This is a genomic window from Methanosarcina sediminis (genome assembly GCF_052056915.1).
Classification (GTDB): domain Archaea; phylum Halobacteriota; class Methanosarcinia; order Methanosarcinales; family Methanosarcinaceae; genus MTP4.
Window position 1 is genome coordinate 2,535,194 of sequence record NZ_CP195119.1, and the last position, 24,305, is coordinate 2,559,498.

General features: G+C 46.0%; 22 protein-coding genes and 2 tRNA genes. 5 read left to right on the forward strand and 19 right to left on the reverse strand.

The genetic code is table 11. The features are described 5' to 3' along the window. Positions 1-10: 10 nt before the first annotated feature. The 6 genes from ACSAZK_RS10925 to ACSAZK_RS10950 form a co-directional block, all read right to left on the reverse strand. Positions 11-916 carry a hypothetical protein gene (locus tag ACSAZK_RS10925; protein ID WP_440954167.1) on the reverse strand — a complete coding sequence of 302 codons (906 nt, stop codon included), beginning with the start codon at positions 914-916 and terminating at the stop codon, positions 11-13. A gap of 75 nt (positions 917-991) precedes the next feature. Further along, complete coding sequence (gene map / locus ACSAZK_RS10930; protein ID WP_440954168.1) at positions 992-1,882, reverse strand: type II methionyl aminopeptidase; 891 nt, start codon at positions 1,880-1,882, stop codon at positions 992-994. Positions 1,883-2,110: 228 nt separating this feature from the next. Continuing rightward, a complete protein-coding gene (locus ACSAZK_RS10935; RefSeq protein WP_440954169.1) occupies positions 2,111-3,280 on the reverse strand; it encodes a M24 family metallopeptidase in 1,170 nt (389 codons plus the stop codon). A 39-nt stretch (positions 3,281-3,319) separates the two neighbouring features. Beyond that, positions 3,320-3,970, reverse strand: a complete 651-nt coding sequence (locus tag ACSAZK_RS10940) for a hypothetical protein (protein ID WP_440954170.1) — start codon at positions 3,968-3,970, stop codon at positions 3,320-3,322. A 359-nt stretch (positions 3,971-4,329) separates the two neighbouring features. Beyond that, positions 4,330-4,402: transfer RNA gene (locus ACSAZK_RS10945), tRNA-Asp, on the reverse strand. 115 nt (positions 4,403-4,517) lie between these two features. Then, positions 4,518-4,629, reverse strand: a tRNA-Tyr gene (locus ACSAZK_RS10950). Positions 4,630-4,848: 219 nt separating this feature from the next. On the opposite strand from ACSAZK_RS10950, the gene ACSAZK_RS10955 reads away from it, so the two are divergent. Beyond that, positions 4,849-5,190 (forward strand): protease inhibitor I42 family protein, encoded by a 342-nt coding sequence (locus tag ACSAZK_RS10955; protein WP_440954171.1) that lies wholly within the window; start codon positions 4,849-4,851, stop codon positions 5,188-5,190. 178 nt (positions 5,191-5,368) lie between these two features. Here the strand turns inward: ACSAZK_RS10955 and ACSAZK_RS10960 are convergent, their stop codons facing one another. Further along, positions 5,369-6,565, reverse strand: coding sequence for a methionine adenosyltransferase (locus tag ACSAZK_RS10960; protein WP_440954172.1), 1,197 nt, complete (start codon positions 6,563-6,565; stop codon positions 5,369-5,371). A 366-nt stretch (positions 6,566-6,931) separates the two neighbouring features. Next, the gene (locus ACSAZK_RS10965; protein WP_440954173.1) at positions 6,932-7,117 is read right to left on the reverse strand and encodes a hypothetical protein; all 186 of its coding nucleotides are present in this window, start codon (positions 7,115-7,117) and stop codon (positions 6,932-6,934) included. 57 nt (positions 7,118-7,174) lie between these two features. On the opposite strand from ACSAZK_RS10965, the gene hisG reads away from it, so the two are divergent. From hisG to hisB, 3 genes are all read left to right on the forward strand, one after another. After that, complete coding sequence (hisG, locus tag ACSAZK_RS10970) at positions 7,175-8,041, forward strand: ATP phosphoribosyltransferase (protein ID WP_440954174.1); 867 nt, start codon at positions 7,175-7,177, stop codon at positions 8,039-8,041. A 68-nt stretch (positions 8,042-8,109) separates the two neighbouring features. Then, the gene (hisA, locus tag ACSAZK_RS10975) at positions 8,110-8,844 is read left to right on the forward strand and encodes a 1-(5-phosphoribosyl)-5-[(5-phosphoribosylamino)methylideneamino]imidazole-4-carboxamide isomerase (protein WP_440954175.1); all 735 of its coding nucleotides are present in this window, start codon (positions 8,110-8,112) and stop codon (positions 8,842-8,844) included. A gap of 139 nt (positions 8,845-8,983) precedes the next feature. Beyond that, positions 8,984-9,559 carry an imidazoleglycerol-phosphate dehydratase HisB gene (gene hisB, locus ACSAZK_RS10980; RefSeq protein WP_440954176.1) on the forward strand — a complete coding sequence of 192 codons (576 nt, stop codon included), beginning with the start codon at positions 8,984-8,986 and terminating at the stop codon, positions 9,557-9,559. A 62-nt stretch (positions 9,560-9,621) separates the two neighbouring features. Here the strand turns inward: hisB and fdhD are convergent, their stop codons facing one another. The 5 genes from fdhD to ACSAZK_RS11005 all read right to left on the reverse strand — a co-directional run bounded on the left by fdhD (position 9,622) and on the right by ACSAZK_RS11005 (position 14,679). After that, on the reverse strand, positions 9,622-10,335 hold the full coding sequence (gene fdhD / locus ACSAZK_RS10985; protein WP_440954177.1) for a formate dehydrogenase accessory sulfurtransferase FdhD: 714 nt from the start codon (positions 10,333-10,335) through the stop codon (positions 9,622-9,624). Positions 10,336-10,404: 69 nt separating this feature from the next. Then, positions 10,405-11,790 (reverse strand): DUF7289 family protein, encoded by a 1,386-nt coding sequence (locus ACSAZK_RS10990; RefSeq protein WP_440954178.1) that lies wholly within the window; start codon positions 11,788-11,790, stop codon positions 10,405-10,407. 156 nt (positions 11,791-11,946) lie between these two features. After that, the gene (locus ACSAZK_RS10995) at positions 11,947-12,909 is read right to left on the reverse strand and encodes a DUF7289 family protein (RefSeq protein ID WP_440954179.1); all 963 of its coding nucleotides are present in this window, start codon (positions 12,907-12,909) and stop codon (positions 11,947-11,949) included. Between the two features lie 40 nt (positions 12,910-12,949). After that, the gene (locus ACSAZK_RS11000; protein WP_440954180.1) at positions 12,950-13,927 is read right to left on the reverse strand and encodes a type IV pilin N-terminal domain-containing protein; all 978 of its coding nucleotides are present in this window, start codon (positions 13,925-13,927) and stop codon (positions 12,950-12,952) included. Between the two features lie 269 nt (positions 13,928-14,196). Then, complete coding sequence (locus ACSAZK_RS11005; protein WP_440954181.1) at positions 14,197-14,679, reverse strand: type IV pilin N-terminal domain-containing protein; 483 nt, start codon at positions 14,677-14,679, stop codon at positions 14,197-14,199. Positions 14,680-15,103: 424 nt separating this feature from the next. Between ACSAZK_RS11005 and ACSAZK_RS11010 the strand changes: the two genes are divergently transcribed. Continuing rightward, entirely contained in the window at positions 15,104-15,559 is a 456-nt protein-coding gene (locus ACSAZK_RS11010) for a type IV pilin (RefSeq protein ID WP_440954182.1), read from the forward strand. A 557-nt stretch (positions 15,560-16,116) separates the two neighbouring features. On the opposite strand, the gene ACSAZK_RS11015 is transcribed toward ACSAZK_RS11010, so the two are convergent. From ACSAZK_RS11015 to ACSAZK_RS11040, 6 genes are all read right to left on the reverse strand, one after another. After that, positions 16,117-17,025: a DUF7289 family protein gene (locus ACSAZK_RS11015; protein ID WP_440954183.1), complete on the reverse strand. Its 909-nt coding sequence runs from the start codon at positions 17,023-17,025 to the stop codon at positions 16,117-16,119. A 30-nt stretch (positions 17,026-17,055) separates the two neighbouring features. Next, complete coding sequence (locus tag ACSAZK_RS11020; RefSeq protein ID WP_440954184.1) at positions 17,056-18,009, reverse strand: type IV pilin N-terminal domain-containing protein; 954 nt, start codon at positions 18,007-18,009, stop codon at positions 17,056-17,058. A gap of 85 nt (positions 18,010-18,094) precedes the next feature. Further along, complete coding sequence (locus ACSAZK_RS11025; protein WP_440954185.1) at positions 18,095-19,072, reverse strand: type IV pilin N-terminal domain-containing protein; 978 nt, start codon at positions 19,070-19,072, stop codon at positions 18,095-18,097. A 22-nt stretch (positions 19,073-19,094) separates the two neighbouring features. Beyond that, a complete protein-coding gene (locus ACSAZK_RS11030) occupies positions 19,095-21,080 on the reverse strand; it encodes a type II secretion system F family protein (protein ID WP_440954186.1) in 1,986 nt (661 codons plus the stop codon). Positions 21,081-21,092: 12 nt separating this feature from the next. Continuing rightward, positions 21,093-23,162, reverse strand: coding sequence for a type II/IV secretion system ATPase subunit (locus ACSAZK_RS11035; protein WP_440954187.1), 2,070 nt, complete (start codon positions 23,160-23,162; stop codon positions 21,093-21,095). Positions 23,163-23,466: 304 nt separating this feature from the next. Next, positions 23,467-24,171 (reverse strand): RAD55 family ATPase, encoded by a 705-nt coding sequence (locus ACSAZK_RS11040; RefSeq protein WP_440954188.1) that lies wholly within the window; start codon positions 24,169-24,171, stop codon positions 23,467-23,469. Positions 24,172-24,305: the final 134 nt, after the last annotated feature.

Consider the following 24,305-nt stretch of genomic DNA (forward strand, 5'->3'; position numbering starts at 1 on the left):
TCAAGCCTGATTAAACTTTTGGGCTCAGGCAAAGTCGCCCGAGGAAGTTCTCAAAAAATCCTGCAGCTGCCCGGGTTTCTTCAGGTTTCGGTTCTTCAATTGGGAGGGTTTCATTTTCCATCACTTCGCCCCCGGTTAAAACCTCCTGCAGGGCTGCCGTCTCATAACTTTTGTTTTCCGAAAACCAGAGGGTAATTTCCCCTTCGGGGCCAAAGCTGCCTTTCAGGATCTTGCGGCTGTCTTCAAATTCCTCGTTTTTATCTTCCAGGCCTTCTGTCCTGTTTACATCATATCCGGGAGGCAGGAATATGGTCACTTCCGAGCCAGGGGTGCCAAGAAACCAGATGCTGGTTTGAGTATTGGTCTCGTTGCCTATTTCGTTACCGTTCTCAGTGCTGGCTTCCCTTTCTTCCTCTTTCTTTACTTCTTCCTCTACTCCTTCTACTTCTTCTTCTTCTTCTTCTTCTTCTTCTTCTTCTTCTACTTCTTCTTCAAAGCTATAGGTGACCCTTGCGGTGTTTGTGATGGGTGCACTCTTGAATGCCGTGCCCAGGGCTTCGTCAGAGAGCCAGAACTCCACGTCCCGAACTTTTACCGTCTCTGAAGAACCTTTGAGCTTAACATCGGGCTTCTTTTCAATGGATTTTTCCAGCCTGTCCCGGAGCTCAAGCTCCATGTTTCTGATTTCCCATGCGTTTACGAAGCTGTCGTTGTTACCGGTTTCCCTGTCTATAAGTTCCCTGAAGAAAATAGCCTCCCTGTCCGTGATGCATTCCTCATAGTCCCAGCTCATCCCGCCGTTTTCCAGGGTGATTTTATTGCTGGATACGAAAGAGGCGGTGCAGGGGCCCGAAAGAAGGGTTACGGAGAGGACAGCTGCTATAAAGAAGGTTGAAAGGAGGTGCTGTAATTTCAAGGTGCTCAACTCTTTTCTTTTGTTTATTTTTTCAACCTTTACCTTTTATTCAATTCCCTTCCAAGTCCTTTCAGTTTATTTTGTTGTGACCTCACAGCCGTCCGAGCTTACGATTAGCGTGTGTTCGGCCTGGGCTACCATTCCCCCTCCGCTTTCCAGAAGGACGGGGTAGCCGTGGAGGATTCTTGCTTTTTCGAGCTGGATGAGCACAAATTCCAGCTTGTCGGATTCAAGCCAGCGTTTTGCAAAGGGCAGGGTCCTGTATTCTTCAACCTGTTTCAGGACTTTTCGAACTGCAGGCATACGGACCGGTTTTTTCTGGATAAGGCTGTAGATCTCGGTATAGGAACCGTCGTGGACTGCGCCTGCCCCGTCTGTTGCGAAAGGCTCGATAGCAAGCACGTCTCCTTCTTTAAGGACTGTGCCTCCTTCAACGTGTTTGTTCGGGACGGATGGATCAGCGTGCGCTTCATATTGAGAAAGCCCGTGTCCCGTAAGGTTGAGGATGGGGCTCAGGTCATAGCTCCTGATGGCGTTCTCGATTGCAGCCCCGATTTCCCCGGTGTTGACTCCCGGCCTGACAGTATCGATGGCTGCCTGGAGCCCGGCTTCTGCGGCTTTCACGATGTCCGGGTTCCCTGAGAGGTCCACCGTAATTGCAGAGTCTGCAATGTACCCGTCAACATGGACTCCGAGGTCCAGCTTTACCATATCTTTCCCAAAGACGTCCGTGTCCCCCACTTTCGGGGTTGCGTGGGCTGCTTCTTCGTTTCTTGAGATGTTGCAGGGAAAAGCCGGCTTTCCTCCAAGTTCGATGGTCTTGTTTTCTACAAACTCCGCAACTTCAAGCAGGCTGCCTCCTACCTTTATCATATCTGCGGCTTCGGCCCGGACCTTGCTAAGGATTCTTCCCGCTTCCCTGTATTTTTCAAGGATATCTTCCCTGTTTTGCACGTTATCGGTCATGCTAACTCCATACCAAATAGATTGAATAATAGTTGATAAGACTGAAATCGTTTAACTCATTAATGTTGAATTTGGTCAACTCATTAATGTTGAATTTGGTCAACTCGTGATGTTGAATTTGGTCAACTCGTGATGTCGAATTTGGTCAAATTGAATATTACAAAATTGAGCCCTACTTAATAAATATATAATGGCTATAATTATGCCTTATATAGATAATTAGCAGGGTTATAATACAAAGTTCTTTTCTAATTTTGTCAGGTTCTCACAGCCATTTTTGGTAACAAGTACCATGTCTTCGAGTCGGACTCCTCCGATTCCCGGATAGTACAGCCCGGGTTCGACGGTGATTACATTTCCTTCTTCAAGCACGGCACTGTTTTCTCCTACTCCAGGCAGTTCATGGATATCGAGCCCGACCCCGTGCCCTGTGGAATGGGTAAAGCCTACCTTTGCTCCGCTTCTGTAGGTGTCGTAGCCCCGTTCTTCCAGCACGTCACAGACTGCCTTGTGGACGTCAGCCGCAGTCACTCCGGCTTTTACCATTCCCAGCCCTTTCTCCTGGGCTGCAAGCACGGCTTCATATATGGCTTTCAGCTCTTCCGAAGCTTCTCCTCTGAGCACGGTGCGCGTCATGTCTGCAAAATAACGTTTTTTCTTGCTTCTGGGAAAAATGTCCAGGATGATTGGGGCATTTGCCCTGAGTGGTCCGGCGGTGGTCCCATGGGGGTTTGAAGTATCTTCTCCGCAGGAGACGATGGTCTCTTCCGCCTCGCAGCCAAAGTCCAGCAGGGCGTGGTCTATCGCAGAGAGCACTTTCTCTCCTGTAAGCTCCTTTCCCTCGTGGTAGAGGATTCCGTCTTTCTCCTGTGCCCCTCTGATGAGTTCTATGGCAGCCTCCATTGCCTTCTCCCCGGCTCTCTGGGCATACTTTACGGCTTCCACCTCCTCGGCTCTTTTCTGGCTTCTCATCTTCCTGAAGGGGCTCTTTACCGGGACTATGGAGAAACCTGCTTCGGCAAGGAAGTTCGAGTAAAAAACAGGGAAATCATAGGGTACTGCGATTTTTTTTGCTCCTGCTTCCGAGAGAAGTTCGGAAAGGCAGGCAGCATAAGCCAGGGCTCCATCTTTTTTCTCCTTGATTTTTTCCATGTATCCGAAGTCCTGCAAAGTCCGGATTTCGGGGATCCTTGACTCAAGTTCGGCTCTCCCGCGTTCCATCTCCGAAATAAAAAGGATTTCTTTTCCCTCTCCGGTCTGCAGGTACCCGAAAGCGTCCGAAGCCAGGAAACGAGTTGCGTAGTAGATGTCTGCGGAATGAATGTCTCCCGTCATAAGGTATGCATCTGCTCCTTCTTTTTCAAGGGTTTCTTTAATGCTGAATTCTGGTTCTGCCATGGCAGGTTATTCTGGCGTTTGTGGATAAAGTTGTTATTGTCAGGTCCGGGATTTCGGTTCGTAAAATCCTAGCTCGTAATTAAGAGAATAAAGTTTTTCGAGCATGGAATAATAGCGGGTAAGAGAGGCTTCCATCTCTTCCGAGAACCTGAAAATGCACACGTATTTTCTTCTTTCCCGTTCTCTTACCCATACCTTACCTTCAGATCGGGCATATCCCCTGTCGCTTAGAAGTTCCGCAGCGCAGCCAAGCAGCATGCGAATACATGTGGTCAATTGTTTGCGGGTTTTTTCTTTCTTTAATTCCAGGTAGTCGGGAGCTATGCCTGGGTGGAAGAGTTCGTTTCTGTGTATCCAGTATTCATCGCAGTTGAGGGATTCTTCGACAATCGAGGGTATGCGGGCTATTTGTTCTACAGGGTCGGGTTCCTGTTCTCCGCTTATTTCCTGCTTCGGTTTTTCTTCCCGGTGCTTTTTTTCTCCTAGGTTTTCTTTTTTATACTCAATTTCATTTTTGGAAACTTCAGTCCTCTCTACTTCCCTCCGTATCCATTCGGAGGTGAAATTTCTGGCGGCTTCGATAAAGGTTCGGGTTTCCAGTTCCATTTTTTCTCTGGTTTGCTTTATCTGCCGGTTCAGGTCGTTGATTCTTTCCCTGCTTTCATCCGGAGTCCCGGAGCCTGCCTCCATTTTTTTTCTGTCCTCCTTCCGGTCTTCTGCCTGTTACTTTCACGTCTCTCAAAATTACATCTTTTCGTATTACATCGTTTTTGAGGAAAAAAGTCATGTCTTCAAAAGTTCGTAGGTGGGGTTTGTGGGTAGGATTATGGATTTGGGGCCGTATTGAGGTCCGGATCGGGACCTGGCTTGAGACTTGAATTGAGGTTCTGGATGATTAAAGTACAAGGCATATCTCTTTTTGGCTAAAAATAGTGAGTTTAATTTAAAACAGTACGTCTCATTTAAAATAGTACGTTTCATTTAAAATGGTGAACAGCAGACATCAGTCAATTTTTATTTTAAAAGTTCAGATTGCGAAAAAAAATGAGCGCCCGGACCGGGATTCGAACCCGAGTCGGAGCCTCGACAGGGCTCCATGATAGGCCTCTACACTATCCGGACACTCCGATTATTCTAGTCATTTTTGCCCGCATTGCGAGCAATCCATAAATGTCATTCCGGTATATAAAGATTCCCGTTGACGGTTTTCTTTTATAGGGGATGTAATGGATTTTAGTCCCGCCTCCCAGACTCGAACCGGGGACATCGCGGTGCCTGCGCGGAAATGTGCGATTTCACTCGCATTGGCCGAACTACAGCCGCGCACTCTACCACTGAGTTAAGGCGGGACGATGGATGCGTATCCAGTGCTGCAAAGCACTGCACTGCCTTAATGCACCATCTCCATATATGACGATGGTATTTATGGTTTTCGCTACGAAGGGTTTTCAGGAGCCTCTCTTTATAACATTTTTTATATATATCATACATACTTTTCTATATTACAGAGACTATAAGATAAATTAAGGTACAGAAATTTGCCCAGTACGCAAGGGGGTACATGGAAAATGGTGGCCCAGATATTCACAGAATCTAACAATAATGATACAATTACTGTCCGCTTCGGAGAAACCTTTTTGATCAAACTTCGGGATGAGCCTGCAGAGCATCTTTACAGCAAGGAGGATGAACATTCTGCTCATACCGTTTGGGAAATGCAGGCAGGCAGGGGCCTCAAAATGCTCAGGGACCAGTTCATCCCGGATATCCCTGATACGACGACGGTTCCCGGAGTTCATGAGTGGGAATACGAGGCCGTAGAAACAGGGTCCTGGAAAGTCGAGGGGAAGTATACTATTTATCGCTTCGGGGGCGAAAAAAAGTACAGGTTAAATGTAGAAGTTGTCTGAATACTCCGGAAAAGTCCCGTAACCTCATGATCCCTGTTAAAAAAAGGCTGGTTGTTAAGGATTTTATTTAAAGCCAGAGCTATAATTTAACCCGGGATAAAATCAGGTCGAAAGTAACGTAAACTAATAAAAAATTAGTAAAGAACCCGAAGGTTCTCTCATTCTTTTTCTATTTTTCTCAGAAAGTATCCAGTTCTCCTTTTACAACCATATCGGTGATTTTTGTCACGTTTGAAAGCCAGTCGTCCATGACAGCTTCGGCTTCGGCTTTAACCTTGGAGAAGGAGGTGCCGTCTTCGGGGATGATCTGTGCACTTGCGACCAGGGGCTGGTCAATGGGCTTTCCTATCTGGGAGAGCAGCCTGATGTAAATGTCGTGCACATCCGGGACTTCTTTTACGATGTCCTTGGCCATCTGGGTGGAGAGGAGGTTGTAGATCTTTCCTATGTGGTTGATCGGGTTCTTCCCGCTGGTGGCTTCCATGCTCATGGGTCTGTTAGGGGTGATTAGCCCATTGCAGCGGTTTCCGCGACCTACAGAGCCGTCGTCTCCCATCTCAGCCGAGGTCCCGGTGACGGTAAGGAAAACACTTCCCGTTTTCAGGTCGTCGGCGGTGTTGATCTGGACTTCTACGTTTCTTTCCGTATAGCGGCTGGAGACGTCTTCCAAATAGGTCTTCATTTCTTCCTTTATGTTTATATAGTGGTCCAGGTCGTCCACGTGCCTTCCTACCATGCCGCAGCAGGTGGTAAGGGTGATATCGTCTCCGTCCCTGAGACCCATGACCTTGATATCTTCCCCAATACCGGGGATTTTGGGTTTCAGGTCGGTAATGAGCTGCCTTTCGGCGTTGTAGACGATGTTCTCAAGTTCTGAAAACGGAGCATGCCCTACCCCGAAGGAAGTGTCGTTTGCAACCGGAATCCTGTCCCTGCGGAAGACGTCCCTGAGGTCCGAAGACCCTGTCCCGAGTTTGCAGTCCAGAATAACGTCCTTATCCTGGTCAAGGTTAACGACTGTGTTTTTCAGGTAATCCCGGGCAGCCTTGAGAGCTATGGATTCCGTGGCAAGTTCGACGCCTTCAAACTCTTTTGTGGCCCTGCCAACTAGGAGGATGTAGATGGGCTGCAGAATTTCTCCTCCGCCAAATTTGGGGTGGGATCTTCCTGCTACGATCTGGGTTTCATCAGTATTGTGGTGGAGTACAACCCCGCATTTTTCTATGTACTCCTTGCATAAGGCGCGGCTTACGGCTTCCGCCAGCCCGTCCGAGATGCTGTCTGGGTGCCCTATCCCTTTGCGTTCTACAAGCTCTATCTGTTGTTTTTCTACAGGGGTTTGTATGAGCTGTTCTACTCTGATATTTCGGGCCATTTGAATCCTCTTTTTTTGGAATAATTACTGTATCGTCAGTAGTTGGATCGTTATCGGTTTCATGATGTTATCAGCGCCTGGTGGTTCCAGCGCCGATTATATATTTTAAAATACTATAGTATAACTTCGATAATATTATATTTATGAATCATGTGTCTGTTTCTATTAAATTACTCCCGCTATATAATCGTTCCCGTATCTTCATTACCGGGGGTAATATATCTTTTTGAAAACAGGTGCAATACCCATCTTTTAAAAAATAAAATTTCTGTGTGGGATATAGTGTGGGCTATACCATCTTCCTCCCCCTTCTTCCTCCCCCTTCTTTCTCCCCCTTCTTTCTTCTCTCCTCTTTTCTCTTTTTATTTACCCCTTCCTTCCTCTATCTTTTTGCCTCCTTCTTTTCTCTTTTTCCTCTCCTCCTTTCTCTTTTTCTTCTCTTTCTCTCTTCCTTCCTCTCATTTTTGGGGCCAGCTTATTTTCAGGAAACTCCACCGTGAAATCTATATTATAAAAGAATGTTTTGGATAAACGTTTTATACGGATGAGCATAACCTGTGTAACAATTCCCAGTAGAGTACATCCGAGTACTACCAGAGGACATAGCAGATGATTCGCATTGCAATACCCAATAAGGGTCGCCTTCACGATCCCACCACCTCGATTTTCAGTGATGCGGGGCTTCCCATCAGTGGGGGAGCTAGCCGGAAACTTTTCGCAAAAACCATAGATCCCGAAATCAGCATTCTTTTCGCAAGGGCCGCAGATATCCCCGAGTACGTACAGGACGGGGCCGCAGACGTCGGAATCACAGGCATGGACCTGATTACGGAATGCGGGGCGGACGTCGAGACCCTGCTTGACCTTAAATTCGGAAGGGCAACCCTGGTCCTGGCCGTGCCCGAAGATTCGGAGGTCGAAAAACCCGAAGACCTGGAGGGCAAAAAAGTCGCAACCGAGTTCCCGGGAATTACGGCCCAGTATTTTGAAAAGCTCGGTATAAACGTTGAGGTCATAAAGGTCAGCGGAGCCTGTGAAATGACTCCTCATGTCGGGATTGCCGATGCCATCGTGGACATCTCAAGTTCCGGGACCACCCTCATGATCAACCGCTTGAAGGTAATTGACAGGGCTTTTTCTTCCTCCGTCTACCTGATTGCAAACAGGGAGAGCCTCAGGACAAAGGAAAAGATCCTGGACATCAAGACCGCACTTGAAAGCGTTCTCAACGCAAAGGAAAAGCGCTACCTTATGATGAACGTTCCCGAAAATTCCCTTGAAGCCGTAAAACAGGTCCTTCCCGGGATGTCGGGCCCCACGGTCATGAAGGTTGAATCCAGCAAGTCTCAGGAAGAACCAATCCTTGCCGTACATGCCGTTGTGGACGCGGACCTGATCTTCACCATCGTAAACAAGTTGAAAAAGGTCGGAGCAAGGGATGTCCTTGTAGTGCCCATTGAAAGGATCATGCCCTGAAAAGCCTGGAGTTTTCAGGCTTAAATTCCCAATTTATCTTGCAATTTATCTTGAAGAGGTGGAATGCCGTGACTTTTGAAGTAATCCCCGCCGTGGACATGAAAGGCGGAAAATGTGTGCAGCTGGTGCAGGGAGTCCCGGGTAGCGAGATCGTATCCCTGGACGACCCCCTGGCAGTTGCCCTTGAATGGGTCGGGCAGGGGGCAAAGACCCTGCACCTGGTGGACCTGGACGGGGCGATTGAAGGGGAGCGCAAGAATGCCCCTGTTATAGAAAAGATCGTAGATGCCTGTCGGGAAAATGGGGTCCGCATCCAGGTCGGCGGAGGGATCCGGAGTTTTGACGACGCGGCAGCCCTCCTCAAACTCGGGGTTTACAGGGTTATCCTCGGAACCGCAGCTATCCGGGACCCCGAACTTGTGAAACAGCTTTCCGATGCTTTCGGGATTGAACACATAAACGTTGCCCTGGACGCAAAGAACGGAAAAATCTCGATCAAAGGCTGGACCGAGGAATCCGAACATACTCCCGTGGACATGGGCAGGAAGTTCGAAGACCTGGGGGCAGGCAGCCTGCTTTTCACGAACATCGATTCCGAAGGCCTGATGCAGGGCGTAAATCCCGTCCCCACAAAGGAACTTGTAGATTCCGTCAGCATCCCCGTGATCGCTTCCGGTGGGGTCAGTTCCCTTGCCGACCTGAATGTCCTGAAGCAGACCGGGGCCGCAGGGGTAGTTGTCGGAAGTGCCCTTTACACCGGCAGGTTTACCCTTGAAGAAGCAATCGAGGCGGCAAAGGACTGATCAGTTGCTTGCTTGATTTCTTGATTTCTTGATTTCTTGATCTCCTGATCTCCAATGAAATGCCGCAGCTCTGATACCGCAACTTCCCCGGGTGACCGGGGTAAAGTATTTAAGAAATTTAAAAGAGATAGGGTGCTATATGAGGACTGCTAGAATTTCCCGTAAAACAAAGGAAACCGATATCCAGCTTGAGCTCGACCTGGATGGGTCGGGGCTTGCTGAGGTAAGCACGGGTATCGGGTTTTTTGACCACATGCTGACTTCCTTTGCAAGACACTCGGGCATCGACCTTAAACTGCACGCCGAAGGCGATCTCCATGTGGACGAGCACCACCTGGTAGAGGACACGGCTATAGTCCTCGGCAAGGCTCTTTCCGATGCCCTGGGGGACATGGCCGGGATTGCCCGCTTCGGGGAAGCCAGGATACCAATGGACGAAGCCCTTGCAGAAGTTGCCCTGGACGTAGGGGGGCGCAGTTACCTTGTCCTGAAAGCCAAATTTGAAAGCCCTAAGGTTGGACGGTTAGGCACCCAGCTGGTAAAGCATTTCTTCGAGACCCTGGCTTCTAATGCAAAAATAACCGTACATGCCAGCGTCTACGGGGAAAACGACCACCACAAAATCGAAGCTCTCTTCAAAGCCTTTGCCTATGCCCTTAAAAGGGCCGTAAAAATCGAAGGTGAGAGCATAAAGAGCACGAAAGGCGTGCTCTGAACCTTAATTTTTACTCTTTTCTTTTTCCATTTGATTCTGTTTTTGTTAGATTGCAACCCAGCTTAAACCTTTACTCGCCACTCGTTGGCAAAGGCCAGCATTGATTCCTTTTTGAGCTGCCCTACAAGCCCCATATTTGCGTTTTTCGCAGCCTCAACTCCCGAATCGAAAGGCATGGCTTTTGTAACTACAAGGGGGATGCCTGCCCTTACAGCTTTCATTACCATGTACTCCGGCTGCCTGCCTGTGGAAAGAAGGTACATCTCCGTGAGTGGAAGCCTGTTCAGGAGGGCATATCCTATCGCTTTGTCAACGGCGTTGTGCCTGCCCACGTCCACGACCTGGAAAACGAGTTTCCCATCCCGGTCAACAAGGGCTGCGAGGTGCGTCCCCCGGGTGACTTTGTAGGTTTCGGATGTAAGGTATTCCAGCCCTGCAAAGATTGCTTTTATCCCGAAAACCGCTTCCGAACTAACAAACGCTTCTTTCTTACTTTCCAGCCGCCTTACTTCGGGGTTGAAAGTCTTTATTTCTACCCTGTTTCCCTCAACCGTAATTTCGGCTATCTCTTCAAAACCAAGGATCCCTTCGGAGATCATGTGTCCTGCCGCAAGTTCCTTGAAATGGGCAGGTGAGGCTAAAAGTGTCGTAAAGCGTTTGCCGTTTAAAAAAAGCTCTACAGGGCATTCCCTTGCGAGCAATACCTCTGTATTTTCTGCCCTGCCGTCGGGATAGATTCTTTTTGCAGGGTAAGGAGTGGTGTATTTTTCAGGCATATGGATCTTTTTTCCTGTATCCTCTGTATATGGGCGTAAAAATGCGTCCATATGCCTTTTTCTTTTCCGTTAGTTCAGGCGGACTGCAAGGTAATCTATCTTTATATATTTGTTCTTTCCGACTTGGTTAATTTTCAAATTGAATGTCAGTTTTGAGGGGTCTGTTATATTGACGGTAGTTGTTTCGTTGTATAAATTCCAATCGTTTTTATTGCCACTCAGGAAATCAAGAGTTTTTTCCGTTACATTCATGGTTCCTGACGGGGAATTATAGTTGCGGTGATAAATCATTCGAATCGTTGCTGATGTGGGTTTGGATTCGAATTTCGTGTAACCGTCAATACTGAATGTTAGTTCTAGTGGTTTGTCAAGCTCATATAAGAATTCATAATTAGGGTTGTAGGAAGAGCCTAGATCCTCATCTTCATCCGTGATATCTAATGAAAAGTCTGCTCCTGCGTCGTACTCCTCAAAGGATGATATGTCCACTCCAATACCGGCTCCATTATCGGATACTTTGTTGAAGTTATACCACTTGCCCAGTTTCATGACGGTGTCTCCCGTCAGGATTCCCCCTCCTCCAAGTTCCGCATGGAGTATGGTTTCATTGACGTAGAGCCTGTCCAGTTTGTTGAAAGAGAAATACACGTAATCGGAGTTCGGGATGGATTCGATGGTGTAATCAGTGTTGTATTCAAGCCCTGCCTCTTTTGCCGTATCGTTAAGATAAGTTGCCCAGGCATCCGTATAGCGGGTGAAAATGGTCAGGTTGAAATATTCTACATCCCCGTAGTCGTGACTGTCGAGAACGGGGTTTATTGAGCAGCCGGTAAGACGTATAGCGGTGAAGGTGCTGGATGAGATTGATGCAGGTTCTCCGGTAAGGTTAATGGTATTAATTGTAACTGTATAATTTCCGCTTGTATCATTTTCCTGTATGCTGAATAAAGGGTTGCGCTTCATCTGGGAATTATTTCCCTGGGCAAGGATGAGGGCTCCGTTCTCATACCTGAAAACCTGATCCGGGTATTGCCTGTTTTCTGAATAATATGTGATGCCTCCGCATTTAACCGGGTAAGGGAGTGTAGTATGATTTGAAAGGGCTACAATCATTGTACACCCTTCGGTATTTACTGTGAGCTTGCCGTTAGATTTCGAGGGCTCGAATACCGGGATTTCCCCCCCTCCCATGCCGAAAGGAACAGTTGCTGAAAGCCCATATGGATAATTGGCATCCGCCTCCATGAAGCGGGTAAATATGTCTCCCCTGGTCTTTACTTCCTCCATATTGCTCCAAGCATCATAGCTATAATCTCTTTCTGCATCAATTTTCCATTCCGGGACATGGTTTAGTTTGACCACGGAGATTATAGTGAATGCAAGTCCCAAAAGAAGCACAGCTGCAACTGCGGTTAAGGCTGCAGATTCTGATTTGAATAGGCTTTTCTGAGCCACTTCTTTTCTTTTCGTTTCCTGGTTCATAATGATGCAAAGTGAGCATGTTTCGATCCTGAACTACAGAATTATCCAAGTCAGGATTCTCTCTTATTTGCTCTTTGATTTCTTTTAATTTTCATTTTCCGGATGAACTGCCATTTCAGAAATTTCAGTTTATATTCCTATTCCCGGTTCTGCCTTGATTTCTGTCTTACTCAGCTGAATCCTTTTCAGTTTCTCTCCACATGGTGATGTCCCATTTAAATCCACAGGAGTTGGGAAGGTTAAAATGACGCTGCTATTTGTTTGTTCTAGTTTATAATCTTCTATCTTTGCATCTGCCATCGTTTCACCGAGGTACAGATACCAGGCATCAGGATGAGTAGTGTCCACCTTTAATTTGAAGTAGTCTATGCTTCCGAAACTATCCTTGTCGCTGTCATAGAGGGATTCAAAATCACGGCTAGTAAGGCGGAGAGAGCATCCTGTATTTGATGAAATGACGTCTGGGGGTGCATATGTTTTTTTGTAGATTTCTACCGCGTTTATTGAAACCAGGTACTCGTTTGCTGATTCTCTGGAGAAACGGATCGAAGGATAAAGCATCATAGAAGACTGTTCCCCCTGGGAAAGGATCAAAGCTCCTCCTTCGTATATGAAGTTCTGGTCCACATAATACCTGTTTTGTGAACTGTAGCTTACAGTGCCACACCTGATTTCGTGTGTGTCGGAATCACTGCCGTTTTCTGTAATTACAGTCATTGTACAGTCGTCCTTGTTTACCGAAAGAGTCCCGCTGGACTTTATTGATCCTACAAGCGGTAGATCCCCTCCTCCCATATGGAAAGGTACGCTCATAGTAACTTCAGTATTTGAGGAATCCGGTTCTGATGCCAGGACTATGGTCATTAAGTCGATTTTTGATTTTAGTTCTGTCATATCCTCCCAGACATCATTCATGTGGGAATATTCCGCATCGTTCTTCCACTCCGGGATGTAGCCAAGCCTGACTACAGAGAACACGGTAACGATAATCGCCAGCAGCAATACTGCTCCCACAACGGTTGATGATGCCGACTCGGAACGGAGAAAAAAGGGCTTGTTTATCTGTGAACTTTTTGGATTCTTCTCTCTCATCTATCTTCAAACTCCCTCATTATTATGCCCTTTTTATTATTTAATACTCCAGATGTATACCTATAAAATCAACATCAACTATTTTTTTGCTTTCATTGGCAGCGATCCCATACCCTGATATCTTGACCTTGAGCATTTCCAGTTCTGTGGTGTTTACGTATTTAGTTATATGATAGGGCTCAAGTTCTGTATCACACTCTGAAAAAGTGTTATAGAATGGGACGGGATCATCTATCGTGGTCCATTGAGATCCATTATGGATTTCCAGTTTCAGATTTGCACTGTTGTCATGTACTCTATAGACGATTTTCAGGAGAACTTCGGCAAATGATGTATTTTCTGGAATGTCCAGATCCTCTGCATCTAAGCCAAAAGTAAAGTTTTCGTATATCCATTCATTTTTTATGGCGTCCTCTTCTGTGTAATAGCCATCGTTGATTTCATGGACTAAATACGTATCCAGATCTTCTCCCGTGGAATTAGATATGCTTCCATCAGGATGAGGGGTTATCCAGTAAGGCAAATCCCCTAACCCTCCCCAGAGTACTGTCTTTTGAATCACCTGGCTGGACGCCGTGTGCACGAAGTAGAAATTAATGGGATCTTCATCTGTGATATTAAGTTTACTGCGAGGGTCGATTTCGATGTAATCTCCGAGCATAAAGATATCGTCATTGGACAGGTTGCCTTTGGGATTAAAGACTTCGAAAGCAGGGTCAGACACATCGAATTCTGCTTGCTCCCCGCCAACTTCGAGTATTATCGTAATGTCTTCAAGTTCGATAGACTCTCCCCCACTGTGGAAGATCTGCACTTTATCTTTTGACGTGTCAATGTTTTCCTGCAGGTTAGTATGCGGTGTATGCGGAGGGTCCATTGCTCCGCCCTCTGAAAATACGGCAAGCGATATTGCAGAAAAGGCAAGTACCACTATCGCTATCATGAGAACCGCCCCTATTATCTCCGAAACTGCCAGGCAGTCCTGGGCAAGTTTCTTGCGCTTTTTGTTCCCCTCCACTGAACAATCACCCTCGGAAAAATCATGTCCCGACTTCTTACATTGTTTTTTATAGAATATTAATTTGACTGTTGAATGGTCTTTTTTAATAACAAGGAATTTTTAATGCATTTTCCTTAAAATTTATTCCCTCATAATTATCAATTTATGGAGCATCTGTAGCAATGAATTAAAATCCACACTTATATTATTATTTATAGGTTATTATCTTTGCTATTAAATAATCTCTTAAAAATAGCAAGGTATTTTTAATAATTCTCTTCCTTTCCTCAGAGTATTGCCTTATGGACTACCTGGCTGGACTTTGTGTACACGAAGTAGAGGTTGGCTTCATTTGTGATATTCACATTACTGCTACTGGCGTTGATTACGATGTAATCTCCGAGCGTAAATACGTCATCAGAGGAAAGCTTGTTGCCCCGGGGGTCAAAAACTTCGACATCAGGGTCAGACATATTAAATTCTGCTTGCTGCCCGTCAGCGTCGTTGAGTGTTATCTTGATATATCTTATATCGATAGCCTCTCCCCCGCTGTGAAAGATCTGCACGGTATCAGTACCCGTGTCGATGGTTTCCTGCAGGTCGGTACGCGGCGTATGCGGGGGGTTCATGGCTCCCCCGTCTGAAAATACGGCGAGTGATATTGAAGAAAAGGCAAGTACCACTATTGCGACCATCAAGACCTGCCCTATCAGTTCCGAAACTGCCCTACAGTCCTCAGTCAGTTTCCTGCGGTTTTTATTCCCCTCCACTGAACAGTCACCTTCTATAAATTTGTCCTTCCACTTCTTATAATGTTGTTAATCAAATATTAATCTGACCGTAAAAGAAATTTCGGAAGATTTATTTATTTGTTTCGATATGTCTTCCAAAAAATATATCTACGTTGAATGCTAAATAACGTTTGGGAGTTTGCAGCAAAAGTATATATATAAATGACAAACAACATAAAGTGCAGTTACTTAAAAATATAATTGTGCAGTATTTAAATTCGCTCGTTAATGCGAATTCCGGCTTGGGGCCTGTTGCAAAATAGCCGATGTAATTTATCATTCGTTGTAACTTCGATTGAGGGTCAAGATCATAAAAATCAACGCTTTCAATCGAAGATTTACTTCGTTTATCTTGTGACGACTCCTTACTGTCTGAAATGCATTAACAGCAGGAGGGATATATATGGACTTAAAGAACATTTTCAAGAAAGACGACGCAGTGTCCCCGGTTATCGGTGTCGTGCTGATGGTTGCAATCACCGTCATCCTCGCCGCTGCAATCGGTTCGTCCGTTTTCGGCCAGGGACCTTCAGAATCCGCACCGCAGGCGAACGTTGATATTATTGTAGTCGATAACGAACACATAAAGCTTGAGCACCTTGGTGGGGACACAATTGTTGTCAATGACAATTCTACAACAAGGATTATGATCGCAAATGAGTCCGCAGGCACTTCGGAGATTAACATCTCTCAGTTTGATAACGATTACTTCGATGTTGGGGAGACGCAGGTTCTTAACCTCTCGACAGGGAATGGCACAAATTTCAATTTGGCTCAGTCTAACGGTGAGTTCGTTACCGTCAAGATCGTTGATGTCAAGACCAAGCAGCTCATCGCTGACAAGGAACTGAGATTCTAAGCACAATATCAAGCACCTTACAGGTGCTTTTTATCTTTCTTTTTTGTTGATTTGTTTTCTTTATTTTGAGTTTCTCCTCTTTTCCGGTTCATACGCCTGTGTGTTCATTAAGTGGCTGGTATTTTTTACCGGGTTTTTGGGGGACTTTGGTGCTTTTTTCACTTAAGGTGATGTCAAGGGACCGGGTGCGTTGTAGGCGCATGAGAATTGCGGTGTGAGGCCTTATCCAGGGCATTTCAGTATAACTGCGACCAATTAATGAGTTGTAACCTAACCCTATGGGTTGGGTAATTAACAGGCTTTCCAGATACAGATTTGTCTTCTGAACAACTTTCCTCTGCAAATCGAAGAAATGGCATCAAAAAGCTTCTGCTAAATCCTTTAAAATATAGATAAGTAGAATGAGGAAAATATTTTTTATGGTTTTCCGGCTTGAGAATAAAATATTTTTACCCTCAAACCGTTCTCTGAGTTAATTTAATTCAGATCGAGATTTTCCATATGATTAAATTTTTTCACTTACATGGACCAATATTTCTGTGTATGTTTTTCCACTTTTACTGAATCCCTGCTTCTATTTTTATCACGGCTTCGTCGATATCGATGTACAGTTCTTCATCCTGGGGATGGAGGGAAAAGGTTACGGTGTAGGTACTATTGCTCAGGCCGTAGTCTGTACTCTGAAGGTTGATCTCTTCTGCAGAATTTTCGAAGTATTCTTCCCAGGCCTCTTTGTTTTCCGTGTAGATGGTGAGGTTTGCCGAGGTGATGTTGGTAAATCCCTCTACACCCGGGGGATAAATGTTGTTAAAGTATTGGGTGGTAAGTCTGATGTCTTCAACAGTATTGCTGGACATGACGCCACGCTCGCCTTCCAGGGTCACCGCTCGAACTAAAAAGTTCACGGAACCGGGGGCTCTCTCGAGGACGATCCCCGGTGCAAGCTTCATAACCGACCTGTCTCCCTGGGAAACTATCAGGGCTCCGTTTTCATAACAGTAAGTTTCTTCCACGTAATGGAGGTTGGACGGGCGATATGAAACAGTGCCGGTGTAGTAAAGGCTTGTACCTGTGGTAAAGGTAGAACCGTTATGCTCCATTTTAGCCGAGATGCCGGACATATCGTTATTGATAGCAAGGGTGCCTCCTGTTGTTGTGCTTCTTATAAAGGGAATCTCGCTTCCTCCCACTCCTATTGGGCTGTTCATCGCGATCCTGGCATCCTCGTTAATTACTAGCCCTGCGGTCAGGATATCAATGTTTGACTTGAGCCTTGACATGTCCTGCCAAACATCGGACATGTGGGCGTATTCTGCGTCTTCTTTCCAGACAGGCATGTAATTTATCTGGACTGTAGTCATAAAGGCAACCAGGACACCGATAAGCAGGGCTGCGGCAACGGCGGTGGATACCCCGGACTCGGATCTGCAAAAAGAGGAAATTGTTTTAAAGCCCCTATTTTTCATGTTCTTCCCTTCCGGCTTCATTTTACTTTATTAACTTACATATATTGCTATATAGTCTACATTCAGGCTTTTTTCATTATCACCTGTATTTGCTGTTGCCAGTAGCCGAACTTTAAAATTCGCCACATCCTCAGTACAGTTTATGTAGGCAGATAGGTCCTTTGATTCGGACGTAAATGAATTGTGTTCCGGGAGACTTTCTTCATGCCACTCCCTGGAGGGGTCCTGATCCCATATCTGCAGTTTTAAGTCTCTGCATGAGTGATCGTTCACTCTGTAAACAATAGTGAGGTTCACATTCGTAACATTGCCCCCAGGTCCGATACCCCATAAGGATGGGTGCACTCCAAAATTAAACTCTTCGTATATATTAGAATCTTCTGGGTTAGGTGGGCAATAGTTAGTATGATACATATCACCGGTTTCAAAAACATCGAAGGGGGTCGCGGAGCCGTTGACTGACGTATCTGTCACTGCTCCCTGGGGAGTTACCCAGTCGGAACTGGTTTCCCCCAGAGAAAGAGTCAGGAATTGGATAACCTGTCTTGAAGTTTTATCTATCAGGAAGACCTTGACTTCGTCTTCATTCGTAATGCCACGCTCCCATGCACTATCCGTATCAATCTCTATTATATCTCCCAGTTGCCAGCTACTCTTGTTTCCGAGGTTTGTGTAAATTTCGGATGAGTTATACACATACCTTTCTCCGTTGATGCTTGCAGCTATTTCAAGGGCGTCGGTTTCGAGAAATTCTCCTCCGCTGTGTTCCAGGTAGATCTTATCGGCATCCGCATCCATCCATTCTTTTACCTGGGTGTGGGGAATGTCAGTAGCTCCGTCATATGTGGATATGAATATGGCAATAAAACTTACAAGAAGGACTGCTATGGTCGTAAGGAGGACCTCTCCCATAACCTCCGAAACAGCAGAACGGTTTCTTATGATTTTTTTTAAATCAGGCAAAAGGATTCCTCTCTTTATCAACTTTTTTCCTCAATGTAATTTTTTCCGCTCTCTGGGCTTGGGTAGGTAAAATTTTTCAGCTTTTTCTTTTGATTTTTTCAGTTCCTTACTCGATCCATAATCCCAGATAATCGATGTTTACTTCTTTTTGAGAATGTTCATCAGCGTTAGTTACGGCTTCAAGCCTTACCGTGAAATTAGCCAGGTCTTCGGTAGTGTTGATGTGGTCTGTAAGGTCTATATATTCGGCAGTGAAGGCGTTTCTCTCTGGAAGTGTTACATTTCTGTAATACCAATTTGAAGAATTGTCTATGTCATAGAATCTTAATTGTATTTTCAGGATAGAGTTGTCGTTTGTCCTGTAGACTATTTTGAGCGTTACATTTGAGAGGCTGTCTCCAGGTCTGTATCCGTACATGCAGGGATTAACCCCGAAATCGAATTCCTGGTATATCGTCGGGATCGTTTCGTTCCCCTCCCTCTCCGGGGTATGATACACAGTATATGTACCTTCATCATCACTATTCTCTTCAAACTGGACATGGTAGAGTTCTGCTGAGCCACCGGGTGAGGTGTCACGTGCTCCTCCTATTGGGGTGATCCATCCAATTTCATATGGAGTTTTCCGGAAATCTGTCGTAAGCTTGACTTTCTGGATCAGCTCTTTTGTGGGAGTGTCAACAATATAGAGGTCTATCTGGTCGTAGTCCTTGAGATCAAGCCCCCATTCGCTGCTCGCATTGATGGTCAGAACTTCCCCGAGATCCCAGTGGCTTTTGTTGCCCAGGTCTTCGTAAATTTCAGGGGATGTATGGACATATCTCACCCCGTTGATATTGGCTACTATTTCCAGTTCGTCGGTACTTATCGCTTCTCCGGAGCAGTGCTTGAGGTAGATGGTATCTTCCGAGGTGTCCATCCACTCCTGCAGGCTGGCATGGGGGAAGTCTTCCGGGCCTCCCCGGGAAAATACGAACGCTCCCTCGACGCTGAGCATGATGACTACAATGCCTATGAGGAGCGCCACCCCCATTGTTTCCGATACAGCCCGGTCATTTTTCATGATAGTTTTTCTCTCAGGCACCTGATCTCCCCTTTTCACTGCCTCAGACAAAGAATGTGAACAGCAGATACGTGACTATCATCATGCTGACGCTGTACTTCAGGCCCATGTATGCCGAGCCGTGCCCCATCTTCCCGGCAACCAGTCCCGAAGTGAAGCCCTGGACCAGGGCCGAGTGGAACATGAGCATCGTGTACTCCTCGATATTGAAGAAGCTGTTCCCAACCCCTCCGTACCCGCCTCCGTTGGCCGAGTTTTTAAATGAGGCGCTTTCGGGGAAGAAGTACACGCTCAGGATGTAGACGATGAAGAGGAAGACAAAGAAAGCCACGTAGATGGTGAAAATGTAGATCACCATTTCCGATGAGCGTTCTTTCTTCAGCCTTTCCTCGCTCTTGACCTGTTCCGAAGTGATGTAAAGTACGTTTTTCAGGTCGCTTGTGGATTCATTCGCCTTTATGAGGGTATGAAGGATCCGTGTTGACACGGCGGTCCTGATACTATTTTCAAGTTTCATCAGGGCTCTTGAAGTGGAAGTTCCCCAGGAGATGTCTTCCTTCAGTTTCTTGAGTTCTTTGCTCAGGATTCCCATTTTGGAGTCTGCCATGATTTTCAGGGAATTGGAAAGCAGGATTCCCGAGTCATTCATGCTGGAAAGGCTCCTCAGGAATTCGGGCATCCTCTCGTCAATCTTCCGTATCCTCCAGGCCCTGATCTCGTAAAAAATAATGAAGGGAATCAGGGCTACGGAAAGGAAAATTACAATGTAATCATCAAGCCCGGTGAACAGTTCAATGCTGTTGCTGCTGATGTGGGCAAAGTTGGGGTTCCAGTGGAAGCCTAAATCCATATTCGGAATTGTACTCGGGAGCCGGGCAAGATAGAATAACCCCAGAGGGATTCCGAAAACGAAAGTGTATCTGGGCTCGTCCCTGATAGACCTGTAAGGGTTGAATATGATTTCCCTTATATTGAAAAGCTGCCTGTATAGGCGGAACTTTTTCTTCCGCTCTACCTCTTCCTCTTCACTCAGGCCGGAATCGATCTCGGGAATATCGGAAAGGTTCAGGGAAAAGCCGGAAACCTTGGCTTTTTCAGGGTTCAGGCCAAGTTCTCCTATGGTGTCCAGGAGCACAAGGAAAAGCATGCTTGACAGGGGGATTATCACGTAAATGAGCATGTAGAGGATCTGAGCCGAAGCCGGCCGGAAGAATTGAAGCACGACAAGGGTTGTCATTATGAAAAGGGGGCCTGCTACCAGCACTGTCACATAAACTTCAGCCAGGACGTCAAGCCTCTTTAACAGGTTCCGGTTTGCCAGTTCGGCCATATCCTGATACTGTTCGGCTTTATTTTTAATGTATTCCGTCACGCTCCCGCTGCTTGAAACAAGGATCAATCCTTCTATAAAATCCTTGAAGCGTTCCGAAGGGGTCCGTTCCTTGGCATCTTTAAGGGCGGTTATGAAATCTTTGCCCAGGTAGTCCATATCCCTCACGATATAGGATATTTCCTCGGCACTTGCCCCAAAGATATGTGTATAGGAGCTTAAAGACCTGAATACGTCAAAGAGAGACATGCCCCCTTTTGTCAGGGCATAAATGTAGGTTACTGCCGGGAGCATGGATTTTTCTATACAGGCATTGCGGATATCCGCCTGAAGATAGGGGTAGATATATGCAAGGCCGAAGATGAACAGAAACCCCAGCAAAAAGAAAACGATGGCGCTTAAAATTGCGAGGAAGTATAGGTGGTCCCCTGCAAAGCCGACCCGCACGGAGTCCGCAAAGAGACTGAGGCGTGCCCCGGGATCTGCAAATGTCTTAAAGCCCAGCCATAGCCCGAAAAACCCTCCGATGAAACCCGAGAGCAGTGAATAAAATAAGGTCGAAGCCAGGTACTGGTCCACGGGCGTGGAAATGTGCGATTGGCGTATCTTTACCCTGAGCTCTTTGAAGCTCTCTTTATTTTTATAAAGATAATCCCCGAAAGCCTGATACGCTAGCTCGTCCACAGGTGTAAAAGTCATATGCTCCCCCCTTCAACTCACCATAGTTTCGATCATATCCTTCAGGTTGTCATTTTCTATGTATTCCATGACCATCTTCGGATAGCTCTGATATGCCTGCACCACCAGGGACACCTGGATGTAATCCCTCATGTCCTTCTCGTACATGTAGGTCAGGATTTTCATCCTGTTTTCAATTTCCTGCCGCAGTCGGCTGGTATCCCAGCCCCGCACATGCATGATGTCCTGAAGGAGGTAAGAGTCCCCTACCTTGGCAAAGCAATCCCCTGAAGGTTCCCAGTTGAAAAGTTCGTTTATGCTCAGGTCTTCGGTTTCCGGGTCCACGTTAAGGACTTCCACGAGGCTCCGGCTCCTCCTCACTCTTTCCTCTTCTATGTATACCTGCTCCTGGATACAGAGCACGTCCAGGGACTGCAGCATAAGGTGAGGCACGTTGATTGGTTCGTGGGTAAGCCTGTTTATGACGGTCTGGACGTCCCCTGCGTGCATGGTCGAACTGGTCGCGTGTCCCGTAGACATCGCCTGGAATAAAGTAAGGGCTTCATTGCCTCTCACTTCACCCACTATGATATAATCCGGGCGCTGCCTGAGGGAAGCCCTCAAAAGGTCGTACATGGAAACTTCGCCGGCACTGTCGGAGGTGAAGCTTTCTCTTGAGATTCCGGAAATCCAGTTGTTGTGGTAGAGTAAAAGTTCCCTGGTGTCTTCGATGGAAACGATCTTTGCGGTGGAAGGCATGAAAAGGGAGGTCGCGTTAAGCATTGAAGTCTTCCCTGAAGCAGTTCCGCCTGCAAAAAGAATGTTATAGCCGTTTTCAATGACAAGCCAGAGATAGATTAGCATTTCCAGGTCACATGTCTTGAAATTGAGCAGGTCGATAGGAGTGATAGGGTCTTTCCTGAACTTACGGATGGTAAAGGTACTCCCGCGGGGTGTGATCTCCCTGCCGAGCATTGCCTGGAGCCTTGACCCGTCAAGGATTGTCGCGTCCACGATAGGCTGGCTCACGGAGATATGCTTGTTATTCAGCTGGCACATCTTGATTACCAGAGAATCAAGCTCTTCTTCTTCAAAGGAAATGTTGCTTTCGATGTTAAAATACCTGGTGTGGTAAATGTAAACGGGAACCCCCACCCCGTCACATGAAATGTCTTCAATATAAGGGTCATAAAGAAGAGGATTGATTTTTTCGTAACCAAGCAGGTTCCTTCGAAGGTAATACATAATCCTGTAAAGGGTTGATGTTGAAAGTTCGGCCCTGTAGCGTTCAAGCAGGTAAAGAGTTCTGTCAATCAGGAGCGTTTCCTTTTCGAATCTGGAAGTGGTGGGGTTCAGGACCAGGATGTCCTGGAAGTCTTCATAGATCCGTTCTAGCAGTTCTTTTTCGAATTTCGTCAGGGCAGGTTCAACCAGCTTGTAATACCTGGTTCTCTTATCTTCAAGAATTGATATAAACGCATATGGCTCCTGAATCCAGTACCTTTCTACTTCCTTTAATCCCTCGGGCACTTCAAACGAAATGAGTGGGCCATCTATTTCAGGTTTGTAATCCGGAAGGGTACGCAGAGGTTTTTCAAAAAGGCTTTTTGCCTTTTCCATTATTTCCGCTATAAATTCATTATTTTCAATCAACTCGGAAATAAAGCCATATTTTCCTGATATTTTTTTACCGCTTCCCTTTTTTGCGGCTTCGGTTGTTCCCCCCAAATCTGGAATTTTCTCTTCCAGTTCCTGAGTAGTCTCCCCTAACTCCAGCGTTGTTTCCTCTAACTCCTTAGTTGTTCCCTCTAATCCCTGAGCAGTTCCCCCTAATTCCAGTGTTATTTCTTCTGACTCCTGAGCAGTCTCCCCTAACTCCTGAGTTGTTTCCTCTAACTCCTGAGCAGTTTCCCCTGGCTCCGGAGTTGTCTCCCCTAGCTCCAGAGTTGTTTCTTCTAGCTCCAGAGTTGTTTCCTCTAGCTCCAGAGTTGTTTCCTCTAGCTCCTGAGTTGTTTCCTCTAGCTCCTGAGTTGTTTCCCCTAGCTCTGGAGTTGTTTCCTCCAAATCTTGAGCTATTTCTTGCGAATCTCGAGGCATCTCCATCAAATTATATAGAGATTAACATCTTATAAAAACTTTCTATCACTCTGTCCTATTTTATCTAATTTTTATCCTTTTTTTCTTTGTTAATATCTATATATTTTTATCCTTCTAGCCACCTATTGCGCATGTTATCGATTAAATATTTCTGTTACCAATTTAATGTTTATTCTTTTTCTGAATTAATATTGAAATAGATAATATCTGGACATATATCTTCATAAATATTTAATACTGAAACTGCTTCATAATCGGCTGCGGAACCAAAAATAAATCAAAAAAGTTTGAAACCTCTGGGTCCCGGGCTTTATTTTATCCTGATCCCGGACGAGGTCAACTCAAACTGGACGTTTTCAAGGGAAAGCTCTGTAGCGCGCATCTTTGCTACCGAAAGGTAGCGTGAAAATTTTCCACTTAAGGCATCTTCCCTGAGGTTCAGTTCGATTTTCCCAAAGACCAGGTAGTCTGCAAAACCCTTAAGCTGCCGGTGAGCACGGTCGTCCATGAGGAAAAGGGATGTGCACCCGTGTTCTGCCAGGATTCTGTAGATTGGGTCAAACTTTTTGAAGGGGTCCCCTCCAACACAGCCCTGCGTACTTGTGAATGCCCCAAGGCTGTCCTGAACAACAACTTCAACATCTTTTGAGAGGATTTTTATTTGTGATATCCTGTCTTTTTCCCTGATTTCAAGCCCTTTTCCCAGACGCGAAGAAGAAATTGTTTCCCGGATTCGGTTCTCAAAAACATTTTCTACCACAAGTGTTCCTGAATCTATAAAGGGTTCAAGGTCCATTCCCAGGTCTTTCGACTGCAGGATCAGGTCTTCCAGAAGTCCTCTGGTCAGGATCAAAAGCCCTTTCTTTCCGGCGCTGCAGTTACTGTACAAAAAATGTATCCCGAAGATTGTTTTTCCGGAACCTGTGGGTCCTGTGATGAGGATTCCTTTTCCTTCAGGGTACCCGCCTCCCAGGTAGGGGTTCAGGTCCTCGATTCCGCTTGTTATTCGCTCCATGTTTCGTGCTCCGAAGCTTGATTTTTTTAAAATCTTTTATATTGCCTTATCAGGGAACCCCTGAACTTTTAGCCCCGGGGTAGTTGACTTCTTGCTCTAATGTGTATGGAACTTCTATACAAATTTCCTATATT

Coding starts and splice junctions, on each gene's coding strand:
- ACSAZK_RS11015 (WP_440954183.1), bottom strand. CDS start 17,025: ATGAAAAATAGGGGCTTTAAAACAATTTCCTCTTTTTGCAGATCCGAG.
- ACSAZK_RS11010 (WP_440954182.1), top strand. CDS start 15,104: ATGGACTTAAAGAACATTTTCAAGAAAGACGACGCAGTGTCCCCGGTT.
- ACSAZK_RS10995 (WP_440954179.1), bottom strand. CDS start 12,909: ATGAGAGAGAAGAATCCAAAAAGTTCACAGATAAACAAGCCCTTTTTT.
- ACSAZK_RS10960 (WP_440954172.1), bottom strand. CDS start 6,565: ATGGCCCGAAATATCAGAGTAGAACAGCTCATACAAACCCCTGTAGAA.
- fdhD (WP_440954177.1), bottom strand. CDS start 10,335: ATGCCTGAAAAATACACCACTCCTTACCCTGCAAAAAGAATCTATCCC.
- ACSAZK_RS10965 (WP_440954173.1), bottom strand. CDS start 7,117: ATGCTCATCCGTATAAAACGTTTATCCAAAACATTCTTTTATAATATA.
- map (WP_440954168.1), bottom strand. CDS start 1,882: ATGACCGATAACGTGCAAAACAGGGAAGATATCCTTGAAAAATACAGG.
- ACSAZK_RS10935 (WP_440954169.1), bottom strand. CDS start 3,280: ATGGCAGAACCAGAATTCAGCATTAAAGAAACCCTTGAAAAAGAAGGA.
- ACSAZK_RS11040 (WP_440954188.1), bottom strand. CDS start 24,171: ATGGAGCGAATAACAAGCGGAATCGAGGACCTGAACCCCTACCTGGGA.
- hisG (WP_440954174.1), top strand. CDS start 7,175: ATGATTCGCATTGCAATACCCAATAAGGGTCGCCTTCACGATCCCACC.
- hisB (WP_440954176.1), top strand. CDS start 8,984: ATGAGGACTGCTAGAATTTCCCGTAAAACAAAGGAAACCGATATCCAG.
- ACSAZK_RS10955 (WP_440954171.1), top strand. CDS start 4,849: ATGGTGGCCCAGATATTCACAGAATCTAACAATAATGATACAATTACT.
- ACSAZK_RS11035 (WP_440954187.1), bottom strand. CDS start 23,162: ATGGAGATGCCTCGAGATTCGCAAGAAATAGCTCAAGATTTGGAGGAA.
- ACSAZK_RS11030 (WP_440954186.1), bottom strand. CDS start 21,080: ATGACTTTTACACCTGTGGACGAGCTAGCGTATCAGGCTTTCGGGGAT.
- ACSAZK_RS10940 (WP_440954170.1), bottom strand. CDS start 3,970: ATGGAGGCAGGCTCCGGGACTCCGGATGAAAGCAGGGAAAGAATCAAC.